The organism is Synergistaceae bacterium, from assembly GCA_012521675.1.
GTDB lineage: Bacteria > Synergistota > Synergistia > Synergistales > Aminobacteriaceae > JAAYLU01.
Window position 1 is genome coordinate 39,193 of sequence record JAAYLU010000004.1, and the last position, 10,238, is coordinate 49,430.

The 10,238-nt window shown below is 60.1% G+C and carries 12 protein-coding genes; all 12 read right to left on the reverse strand.

Features of this window, described 5'->3' with window-relative positions:
- Nucleotides 1–95 precede the first annotated feature (95 nt).
- The gene (argH, locus tag GX181_00390; GenBank protein NLM70401.1) at nucleotides 96–1,508 is read right to left on the reverse strand and encodes an argininosuccinate lyase; all 1,413 of its coding nucleotides are present in this window, start codon (nucleotides 1,506–1,508) and stop codon (nucleotides 96–98) included.
- A gap of 24 nt (nucleotides 1,509–1,532) precedes the next feature.
- Nucleotides 1,533–2,030 carry a DUF501 domain-containing protein gene (locus GX181_00395; GenBank protein ID NLM70402.1) on the reverse strand — a complete coding sequence of 166 codons (498 nt, stop codon included), beginning with the start codon at nucleotides 2,028–2,030 and terminating at the stop codon, nucleotides 1,533–1,535.
- A 95-nt stretch (nucleotides 2,031–2,125) separates the two neighbouring features.
- Nucleotides 2,126–2,575, reverse strand: a complete 450-nt coding sequence (locus GX181_00400) for a S1 RNA-binding domain-containing protein (protein ID NLM70403.1) — start codon at nucleotides 2,573–2,575, stop codon at nucleotides 2,126–2,128.
- A 114-nt stretch (nucleotides 2,576–2,689) separates the two neighbouring features.
- Nucleotides 2,690–3,319: a hypothetical protein gene (locus GX181_00405; GenBank protein ID NLM70404.1), complete on the reverse strand. Its 630-nt coding sequence runs from the start codon at nucleotides 3,317–3,319 to the stop codon at nucleotides 2,690–2,692.
- Nucleotides 3,309–3,878, reverse strand: coding sequence for a hypothetical protein (locus tag GX181_00410; protein NLM70405.1), 570 nt, complete (start codon nucleotides 3,876–3,878; stop codon nucleotides 3,309–3,311). The genes GX181_00405 and GX181_00410 overlap by 11 nt, the downstream gene beginning before the upstream one ends.
- 18 nt (nucleotides 3,879–3,896) lie before the next feature.
- Entirely contained in the window at nucleotides 3,897–4,217 is a 321-nt protein-coding gene (locus GX181_00415; GenBank protein NLM70406.1) for a hypothetical protein, read from the reverse strand.
- Between the two features lie 35 nt (nucleotides 4,218–4,252).
- Nucleotides 4,253–5,848, reverse strand: a complete 1,596-nt coding sequence (locus GX181_00420) for a DUF342 domain-containing protein (protein NLM70407.1) — start codon at nucleotides 5,846–5,848, stop codon at nucleotides 4,253–4,255.
- A gap of 27 nt (nucleotides 5,849–5,875) precedes the next feature.
- Entirely contained in the window at nucleotides 5,876–6,622 is a 747-nt protein-coding gene (locus GX181_00425) for a FliA/WhiG family RNA polymerase sigma factor (protein ID NLM70408.1), read from the reverse strand.
- A 19-nt stretch (nucleotides 6,623–6,641) separates the two neighbouring features.
- The gene (locus tag GX181_00430) at nucleotides 6,642–7,748 is read right to left on the reverse strand and encodes a hypothetical protein (GenBank protein ID NLM70409.1); all 1,107 of its coding nucleotides are present in this window, start codon (nucleotides 7,746–7,748) and stop codon (nucleotides 6,642–6,644) included.
- Between the two features lie 26 nt (nucleotides 7,749–7,774).
- The gene (locus GX181_00435; protein ID NLM70410.1) at nucleotides 7,775–8,269 is read right to left on the reverse strand and encodes a chemotaxis protein CheD; all 495 of its coding nucleotides are present in this window, start codon (nucleotides 8,267–8,269) and stop codon (nucleotides 7,775–7,777) included.
- A gap of 3 nt (nucleotides 8,270–8,272) precedes the next feature.
- Nucleotides 8,273–8,899, reverse strand: a complete 627-nt coding sequence (locus tag GX181_00440; protein NLM70411.1) for a chemotaxis protein CheC — start codon at nucleotides 8,897–8,899, stop codon at nucleotides 8,273–8,275.
- 31 nt (nucleotides 8,900–8,930) lie between these two features.
- Nucleotides 8,931–10,238, reverse strand: a 1,308-nt coding sequence (locus GX181_00445) for a chemotaxis protein CheA (GenBank protein ID NLM70412.1), incomplete at its 5' end; no start/stop codon positions are given.

Here is a 10,238-nt window from a genome sequence, read left to right on the forward strand (position 1 = left end):
GCGGCATGTTTCTGGCCGCCTTCCCAGTCCTCGGGACGGCGAGGGGCGAGCCGACCGCTTGGGCGGCACTTACCTGGCCGCTTTACCATCGTCGCTTATCCGTCGGTTATCGTTTTTCTGTAGCCGTTCTTTCTGACGGCTAGATCGCTGAGCAGTTGTTCTCCGGTCCCTATCTGCTCGCGCACTCTCTCCGGGGAGGTCCCGCCGTAGGTCTTCCGCCTCTCCACGGCTTTTTCAAGGGAGAGGATCGCCTGCAGGTCCTCGGACGCGGCGGGTAGCAGCTCTTTCCACTCGTCCGGGGAGAGCTCGAGCAGTCCCTTGCCTCTCTCGATGCACTGTTTGACCAGCTGTCCGGTCATGGCGTGCGCGTCGCGAAAGGGGACACCTTTCGACACCAGGTGTTCGGCGACGTCGGTGGCCAGGGCGAAGCCATCCCTCATACCGCTGAGCGCTCTGTCCTCGTCGATCTCCACGGCGGAGAGAAGCGGCGGCAGGACGGACAGGATCCCGGCGACTGTGTCGAGGGAGGCGAGCAGGCCTCTTTTGTCCTCCTGGAGGTCCCTGTCGTAGGTGGACGGGAGGCCCTTGAGCGTGATCAGCAGATCCAGCAGGCGCCCTATTATCTGTCCCGTTTTACCGCGGATCAGCTCCGGCACGTCGGGGTTCTTCTTCTGGGGCATCATGCTGGATCCGGTGCAGAAGGCATCGGGAAGAAGCAGCCATCCGAACTCCGACGAGGAATAGATCACGAAGTCCTCCGCAAGCCTGCTGCAGTGGACGGCGAAGAGCGCCGCAAACGAGTGGTAGTCGACCATGTAGTCCCTCTGGGAGACTGTGTCCAGGCTGTTTCGGGTCGGCTCCGGGAAGCCGAGCTCCGACGCGGTGAACCAGCGGTCGATCGGGAGGGTGGAGCCTGCGAGCGCGCCGGCCCCCAGCGGGCACTCGTTCAGGGAGTCGAGCGCGAAGAATAGGCGTTCCGAGTCGCGCGAGAAGGCCGTGAAGTGCGCCATCCAGTAGTGTCCCGCCGAGATGGGCTGGGCCTGCTGGAGGTGGGTATAGCCAGGGATTATGACGTCGACGTGCTTTTTGGCGAGCGCCAGCAGTTCCGCAAGCAGTCGCTCCAGCCCTTTGGCCGTGTCCAGCAGGCGATCCCTTAGGAAAAGGCGCATGGTTACGGCTACCTGGTCGTTGCGGCTTCTGCCGGTGTGCAGCTTGGCGCCAAGCGGGCCCAGAAGCTCGATAAGGCGGCTTTCGACGTTCATGTGGACGTCCTCGAGGTCGGGGTCGGGGACGAAGGTACCGTCCGCTATCTCGTCTCTTATGCGCGAGAGTCCTTCGATTATCAGCTCGACCTCGTCGGAGTCGAGCACTCCGATCTTTCCCAGCATCCTGGCGTGGGCTTTGCTGCCCTCGATATCCCACCGAGCAAGGCCCCAGTCGAGGTCGAGGGACTGGGTGAAGTCGCGCACCACCAAGGCTGTGTCCCCGGAAAAACGCCCCTTCCACATCTCAATCTCTCCTTTATAGAAGAATTATTGACAGCCCCACTTGGACGGAGCTTCGCACTCGAGGGGGCGTACCATCCGTTCGAGCAGCTCTTCCGCCGGATGGAAACCGACCGCGAGCCAGTAGGCCACCTGGAGGTGCAGGCATTTGGCCCCTCCGCCTCCCTGGTATCGTATGCCGCCCACTCCGCCGAGGGAGAGCGATCTCCACTCGCCCTTCCGAAACCGGTGCAAAAAGCGCCTCTCCATGGGTGAGATGGAGAGTATTCGCAGGCGCGCGGCTCTCATGTGGTAGCTTACCCATGACGGCTGATTGCTCTTCACGTCGCGCTCCAGGAGCTCGATCGCTCCCTCGGACTCCAGTCGGCCGCACAGGTGAACCAGCCAAGGACAGGTCAGCCAGAAGGCTGTGGGGAACGGCTTGTTATCTCGAATCGAGCGACAGGTTATCACTGCGGGGTTCCCCCTGGAGCAGCGCACTGCAACTCCGGAGGCGACCGCCGGATCGAAGGCACGGGCTTTCATCCAGCTCGCAAGCATTGCAAGGTCTTTGCTCGAGAGAGGTCGCGAAAAAAAGAGGGGGCGGATGCGCCCCCGGGAGAATCGCTTTTCCTTCATTCTCACCTCGAAGGTCTGCCCCTCTTCTTCGGCGATCTGCCGCTGCTTCGCTTGCTGTTGAGATCCGCGATCTTAGCCTCGCTTGTCTTGAGGTAGTTCGAGAGCTTTTTCTCGAAGCTGTCGAGGTTGTCGTCAAACGACTGCGCCGGCGCCGAGCCTCTGGGCACGTAACCCGACGGAGCGGCCCGGGGGGCGTCCTGCCTCTTCAGGGAGAGGTCTATTCGCCCCTTCTCGTCGATTTTAATCACACGGGCCTGAAGCTCCTGACCAAGGGTCAGCACATCCTCGACTTTTTTTACAAAGCCTTGGGACAGCTCCGATATGTGAATCATCGCTCTCTGGCCATTTTTTATACGCACAAATGCGCCATACGGCATAATCTGCTCCACGACGCAGAAGACCATCTCTCCCGGCGATAGGGGAGAGACTTCGGTTTTTTTTTCGTCCGCCATGCAGTTGTCAACCCTCCACGATTGTTTGGTGAACCGAATGCGGCTACAGGGCCGCAATAAGGAGCAATTGTTGTTCGGGCGAAAACCACCTCCGCAGATCGTCTTCCGGATCGCCTAAACGTCGACCTGTCTCCACTCGAGCCTGCCTCCGGCGCTGAAATTCCTTACCAGCAGCAGGGCACCGACTCTATGCGCTTTTTGAGGATTATACCAGACTATCAGGGTTCCTTTATCCTTATTGAAGATACTTTTTATCATCCCGTCCTCGAAGACCGGGTAGTAAAGCGCAAGGGGCGACTCGCCCGCGCTGGAGAGGCGCCCCCTCCCGTCGTACCACTGCAGTCGATTCCCGACCTCGAAGGGCAGGGAGGCGACCCTTTTCAAGCCTCTCCTGTTTTTGACCGAGAGACGCTTGACACGGCGTATTGCGGCCTTTTCAAATCCCAGGATCTTGCGACCGCCCACCTTGACCTCTCTGTTCAGCGTGACCGGCACGGACTTCACCTGCCTGGTCATGCTGTCGAAGGCACCGTGCGGAAGGCGGAAGCCCTTAGCCTCGATCCTCATCCCGGCCCCGAGGAGTTTCGAGCCGAAGGCCCGCTCCGGCTTCCTAAGCGGGCGAACCTCAAGCTGCCGCGCGACTGTCTGAATATCCACCTTCCTCTCCTCTGTGCGAAGCGAACGGACTTTAGCCTTTCCGAGGAAGAGCCTTGCAAGAAAGGTGCGAATATCCTCAGTCGCCACTTTGCTCCTCGCCCAGCGCAGCCAGGGCCTTGGACATGCGGGAGAACGGCTCCAGGAGGTCCATCGTGGAGGCGGCCTCAACCAGTATCGACGCCACGGCCTTCGCCTCCTCCTCCTTGGATCTGCTCAGCGGCAGCGAGATGCGCAACGGAGCGCTCATCGGGTCGGCCTGAACCAGGTACGACCCGGGGTCGTTCTGTTTTTCCGTGTCCCCCACGGCGTCCATGGGCGCCCTGCTGGTGGGGGCGAGCAATACTGCCTTCGCCCTAGCCGTGCGGGAAAGGGACTCGAGAAGGTCGGCGTCCCTGCAAATCCAGAGAGTCGGCTGCACTTCCACGGCTCCGACTATGTTCTCAAGTATCAGTTCCTCTTTAAGGTAGACGTCCAGCGCTCCCCCGTAAAGAATTTTTTCTATTCGGGAGGGCTTGATCGGGTCGGTGTAACGGAAGTCGGCCGGGATCCCCCGAAAGTCCGTGACCAGAACGGCACCGCGAAACACCCCGCCCGAGCCGTCCACCAGGATGTAGCCCAGGTTTTTTCCTCCGTAGTGAGAAGACAATGCGATGCCCCTCTCCGCTCAGGCGTAAAGGTCGAACTTGCCCGTGTCGGCAAGCGAGGACTCGGGCGCCTGCTTCTTTCCGGACGCTTTCGACCCTCCCGGTTTTCTTCTGCGTCGCCCCTCCCTCTTCTCCTCCTCTTCCTGTCGCTTCTTTCTGGCGATCCCCTCTTTTTCGGCGGAGGGGTCCATCTGTTGCACTGAAAAATCCCTTTGTTCAGCGGCTGCAAGCACCTCTCCCTGTTGCCCGGCCTGCGCGGCTGCGGCGGCCGGGTCGCGCGTCTGCTGCGCAGTGTGCTCGAGGTTCCAGTGAGCCAGCTGCAGGTTGACCGGCGTGACCACGGGCCTCCACTCCTTTCAGTTATATTTCGGGCCGGTCAGTGATCGTACGGCCTGATCCTTATCTCCCCGTCCTCGAAGACGAAGGAGCAGAACATCTGTTTCTCCCTGACGATGTAAGCCATTCCGCGGATGGACACGGTGACGCCCGGATGGCAGACACCCTTGACACGGACGGAGCCCCTGTTCTTGCTGCTCTCCATCTGCTCGTCTATGTCCCGCAACTCCTCGCGCAACGAGTGAAGCTTGTTTTGCATCTGGAACTTGGCCTTTGTCAGGCTTATCATCAGTGCTCTCTTGTTGTCGTCCAGCTGCTCCGTCTCCTCGGCTTTTTTCAGAAAGCCAAGGTTTGCCTCGACCTTGCCCTCCTTGTCCTCTGTCTCCGCGATGATGGCCACGAGCTGCTTCCTGCGCTCGGAGATCTCGGGGAGGACGCCGACGGCGACCTCGGTTTTGGTCCCCATTTCGCTTCCGAGCGTGAGGCATGCCACCTCGAGCCCCGCCTGGATCTTCCCGCCCGCGATCTGGGCCTTGGCCCCTCCCATGACGGTGATCTTCTCTCGGGCAGCAAGGTCGCTGTGAAGCACCGCGTTGGTCACGGTGATATTCCGACCGCTGCGCAACCTAGCCTGGTCTATGAAACCGACCGATATCTCGCCCTCGGCCTCTAGGTTCGCCTTGTTCATCCCCCTCACGCCGCCGCTGATCACGATATTGCCCTTGCTTGAAAGGTGCGCTCCCTCCACTACTCCCCGAATCTCTATGTTTCCCGTGGTGACGATCTCGAAGCCCTCGCGGACGGCTCCGTTCACCACGACCGTTCCTATGAAGTTGATGTTTCCGATGCTGTAATCCACATCGCCATCCACTTGGAAAACCGGGATAACGTTGATCTTGTTGCCCTTCACTACAAGGTTTCCGTCGATCAGGGCGTGAAGCGACAGGCCATCCTCGCTCGCGTAGGTCCCCGCACCCGCCGGAAGGGGACGGTCCTTGCCCGGTTTGCTCTTGATGGGATCGCCCTTCACGGTGACACCCTGGACTCCCTCCGTGGGCGGTTTTTTTACGGCCAGGAGCTGGTCCTTCAGTATGATCGTGACTATTCCGAGGTCCTTCAGATCCACCCTCCCGGACTCGTCCTCCTCCTTGGGCCTCGCGACGGCGGATTCGACCACGTACTCGATCTCGGCGTCCACTCCGTCCACGGAGGGCGTGCCGTATGCGACAGGCACCCAGATGCGGGCGTTCTTCTCGGATATCATGGATTTTATGACACCGGGGTCGATCCCCTCCACGACGCCCTTTTCCCCGAGAAATTGAAGAACTGTCTCAACGGAGGGCCAGGGTAGGTCGGCAAAAGGAGGCTCTATCCACAGCTCGGCTATCAACCCGTCCTGGCTCGTCCTGACGTCGAACCCGGCGGCTTTTTCACGGGAGGGATCTCTGTCGGCGATCCTTCTGGCCTCCTCGGTCCTCTCCTCGACGTATTTCTCCACTGAGACCGAGTCGTAGCCATCGAGGCCCTGAGACTTGAGAAAACCAACCACGTTCGACATAGTAATCTCGGCACCCTCTCCGGCCTTTAGGTACACTCCGTCCTCGCGGACCTCCAGCTGGAAATAATCGATAGACACGAGCATCACCACCCCAAGTGAAAACGGTCATTCACGCAAGACCAGGAAGGCCCTTAGCGAGGCCAACGCCTTGCCGTGTATCTGAGACACTCTTGACTCCGTAACCCCCAATATCCGGCCGATCTCCTTCAGTGTCAAGCCTTCGTAGTAGTACAGGGATACAACCTGTACCTCCCTCTCCGGCAGGGACTTCAGCGCTGCGGTCACCTTCGCCGCCTCGTCCCCCTCCTCGAGGAGGTCGATGGCCGATGCCTTTTCATCGGGTATTATGGCATCGCGGGTCACCTCGCCCTCCTCCAGGGAGAGCACCTCGTCAAGAGAGACGATGTAGCTGCGGCTGGAGAGCTCGAGGGTTTCGCGGTACTCCTTCTCGCTCGCGCCCATGGCCTCCATCACCGCCTCGTCGGAGAGGACTCCCTTCTCCTGGAGGACGGACTCCATGGCCCTGCCGAGCCTCTGCAACTTTTCCCTGCCCGTCCTGGAGATCCAGTCGTACTTGCGCAGCTCGTCAAGTATCGCCCCGCGAATTCGCGGCACGGCGAAGGTTTGGAACGAGAAGCCCTTGGAGATGTCGAAGCGGTTGATCGCATCCAGCAGGCCGAACACTCCGAAGCTTAGCAGATCCTCGTAGTCCAGCCCGGAGGGCGGCGACACAGCCATCCGCGCCGCGACGTACTTCACCAGGGGAAGGTATCTTTTTACCACCCTCTCCCTGTTCTTCTCGTCCGGCGTGGCGATGTATTCCTCCCACAGAGCGGCGTCCGATGTCTTCAGGGCCAAGTCCGCCCGCCCCCTAGCTCCGATAGAGGATGTAGATCAACAGGCCTATCGCGATCGTGAAGACCAATCCGGGCAGGGCCTTTTTCGTCACGGTTTTAAGCCCGGCGCCTGCCTCCTTCATCGTAAAGAGAGGCGCGATCTTCAGTCGCAGGTCGGCGCTCACCCTGGCCAATCCCTCTATCCCCTTGCTTATGAAGAGCTTGATGAGATACTGCCCGCTCGGCAGCCTCTCGACGGAGGTCACCTGGAAGGCCGGGTGTTCGCCGGCCCTTGACAGAATCTTGTCGATGACGCTAGACAGGGCACCGGTCTTTACCACCTCGACGTACAGGTAGTCACCCGAAGAGATCTCCGAGACCGCCTTCCCCTTCACCGGATCGAGGATGGGCTTGCAGTTTATCAGAACCTTGGAGAGGCCGAGGGTCAAAGGCGTTTCGGACTCCGATTCCGTCACCTCAGCCTTCTCCACCTCGCCGAGCCCTCCCATGTCGAGCCGCGTCTTGTTGAACGTCTCGATCGAGAGGTCGAATACTATCTCGCTGTGATAGACCATCAGGAAGGACTTCTCAAGGGCCTCCGTTATGTACTCCTTCTGCGAGGCGGAGGAGTACAGGGTGTTGACGGCGGTGGGGGAAAAGACCTCTTTGATAAGCTGCATGACCTTTGGGAAGAGAGCTCGGTCAGGAGTGTTGCCCATCTTTTGGATGGCGTTTCTGACGGCCTCCCAATCGGCATGAATGTTGAAAGACACCGGCAGCTCCCTGCTGCTGACCCACATGGTGGTGTCGACCAGCTCTCCCGATCTCCCCTCGGCGATCACGCAGGCCGCTCCGCCCACCTCGCCCTTTTTCCGCGTCTCGAAGCGGAGCTTTATGGCTATGTAAGAGGGAGAGAGCGCGTTTATAAGCGACAGCACGTGATTGGGGTCGGCGGAGGTCGACGAGAGAAGGACTCCAAGGGCGTCCCTGGTACAGCCGAACATCGAGCACAGTTCATCCACCGTGTCCGGAGGCAGCGCATCGACCACGGAGGCTGAATTTTCATAAGCCCCGGTCTCCGCGTAGCCAGTAGAAGTCGTTTCTCCGAGGACTTCTTCGACATGCTCGAACTCAGAATCCATACGATCATCTCCCTTCTCCGGTTCGGTCAAATTTCTATCTTCCCCTTCCCAAGCACCTTGACCGTAAGCATCCATGTCGTCGTGGAGAACTCGATCGTTCGTCCCTTGTTGCCTCCGACATCGAATTTGACTATCGATATGCCGGTCCTTTTGAGCAGCAGTTCGGTCTCCTTGGCATTCCTGCTTCCCACTGCGAGGAAGTCGGTTTGTGCGCCGGGCAGGGCGAACATCTGGGACCCTCCGGCGTACTTCGCCTTAAGCCTCGTCCGCAGCGCCCCCTTGGCGCATACCATGTCTATCAGCTTCGGAATGGCGGTATCCGCGAACTTTCCCGGCTTCTCAAGCGCCTTGGCTCCCGCTCCCCTGCTGTCCGGCAGCATTATGTGCGCCATCCCCGCCACTTTGGCGGACTGGTCATATAGAACAAGGCCGATGCACGAGCCCAGCCCCAGGGTTACAAGCACTTCCGGGGCGGAGACGACAATTATATCGGCCATACCCACATGATGGGCCCTATCCATGGATCAAAGCACCTGCAGCTTTCCAAAGAGTATTTCCAACGATCCCGGGTCGGGGAGCAGCACAACCTTGCCCGAGACATCTCTGTCGAGGTCGCTCACCTTGAGCGTGGTATCGACGAGAAAGGCGTATTCCCCCGCCTGACCGAAGATCGACGCCACTACCTCAAGCACCGCGCCCATCATATCGTGGGCGACCCCGGGCACGGAGATGCTATGCGTTCCGCCTATGAGGACGTTGACCGCGTTCAGGAAGGAGCTCAGGATGATATTGCCCACTTCGGTGAGCACGCTGTCCCTCATCTCGTCGGGCAGATCCTCCGGGAGCATGCCTCCCATCTGATGCATGATCAAAAGGTCGACCATCGTCTGGGCGTCCTCCTCGTCCTGGAAGAAGATGAGGCTGCACGGGAAGTCTCCGTCCGAACGGACGAAGACCGCCGCGATCTCCTTCAACGGGTCGCCGTAGTACTCGGCGAGCTCGTAGATGGAGACCAGCTCGGCCTTCGGGACATCCATATCCACCGTGCGGGACAGCATGGCCGACAGCGCCGTCGCGGCGTTGCCGGCGCCGATATTGCCGACCTCTTTCATGGCGTCCAGCTGAATGCTGCTAAAATTTTCAACCTCCATGGAAATGCCGCGTCCTTCCCTATTTGAATTTTTATCTGCCGTGCAGGCCCGCGACGTCCAGGATCAGAGCCACGTTTCCATCTCCAAGTATCGTGGCGCCCGCTATGCCCTTAATCTTCGACATAAAGCGTCCCAGTGACTTGATGACGATATCCTGCTGGCCGATCAGCTCGCTGACGATGAAGCCCACCCTGTTGCGTCCCATCCTGACGACCACCACCGGGAACTCTTCCCTCTGCTCCCGCGAGCAGTTCGGAGTCTGCAGAATCATCGAAAGATCGTACAGCGAGAGCACCTCTCCCCGAAGCAGCGTCGCCGGGGTTCCGTGAACGGTCTTGACGTTCTCCTTTTTCACGAGGATGGTCTCTTCGACGTTCTCCAAGGGAAGGGCGTATGTCTCCTCTCCGACCTTGATCAGAAGCGCGAGGACTATCGCAAGGGTCAGGGGAAGCCTCAGATAGACGTTGGTCCCGGCACCCAGCTCCGTCGAGATGTCAAACTGGCCGCCGAGCGCCTCGACCTTTGTCCTCACGGCGTCCATGCCGACTCCCCTGCCGGACAGATCGGTGACCTCGTCCGCCATGCTGAAGCCCGGCAGAAGGATCAGGTTGACCATCTCGTCGTCGCTCATGGCGGCGGCCTCCTCCTCGGTGACGACGCCGTTCGCCAGCGCCTTCGTCCTCACCTTGGCGGCGTCTATCCCCTTGCCGTCGTCCATCACCTCTATTATGACCCCGCTGCCCTCCTGGTAGGCGGAGATCTTTATTGTGCCCTTGGCGGGCTTGCCCACGGATTTCCTGTCCGCCTTCCTCTCTATTCCGTGGTCGATCGAGTTCCTGATGATGTGGACCATCGGCTCGCCGATCTCGTCGATGACCGTGCGGTCGAGCTCCGTCTCCTGACCCTCCATTATCAGCTGGATCTCCTTGTCAAGAGACTTGGAAAGGTCCCGGACCAGGCGCGGGAAGCGCTCGAATATGAAGGACACAGGGACCATGCGCAGCTTGGTCACAAGCTCCTGGATGTCGCCCGATATACGACCGAGCTGTGACAAGGGCTCGTCGAACTGGCGAAGTTGCGCCTCCTGGACCAGCCTCTCTATCCGGGCGCGCCCGATGACCAGCTCGCCCACCAGGTTCATGAGCTTGTCCAGGTGACCGATGTCGACCCGTACCGTCTGCCCCTGCTTCTTCTGCGCGGGGGTCGGCTTGGCCTTCACGGGCGGTGCCTGTCGCACGGCCCTTTTCTGCGCTGCCGGCCCGGCCTCCACGACCGAGGCCTCTTCCTCCGGCGTCTCGTCAAGCTCGGTCTCTCCCGCAGGCGAGGAGAGTTCCCTTAC

Excerpts from the sequence above, each read along its gene's own strand:
- GX181_00435 (NLM70410.1), bottom strand. The coding sequence starts at position 8,269 with ATGGATAGGGCCCATCATGTGGGTATGGCCGATATAATTGTCGTCTCC.
- GX181_00440 (NLM70411.1), bottom strand. The coding sequence starts at position 8,899 with ATGGAGGTTGAAAATTTTAGCAGCATTCAGCTGGACGCCATGAAAGAG.
- GX181_00395 (NLM70402.1), bottom strand. The coding sequence starts at position 2,030 with ATGAAAGCCCGTGCCTTCGATCCGGCGGTCGCCTCCGGAGTTGCAGTG.
- GX181_00430 (NLM70409.1), bottom strand. The coding sequence starts at position 7,748 with ATGGATTCTGAGTTCGAGCATGTCGAAGAAGTCCTCGGAGAAACGACT.
- GX181_00400 (NLM70403.1), bottom strand. The coding sequence starts at position 2,575 with ATGGCGGACGAAAAAAAAACCGAAGTCTCTCCCCTATCGCCGGGAGAG.
- argH (NLM70401.1), bottom strand. The coding sequence starts at position 1,508 with ATGTGGAAGGGGCGTTTTTCCGGGGACACAGCCTTGGTGGTGCGCGAC.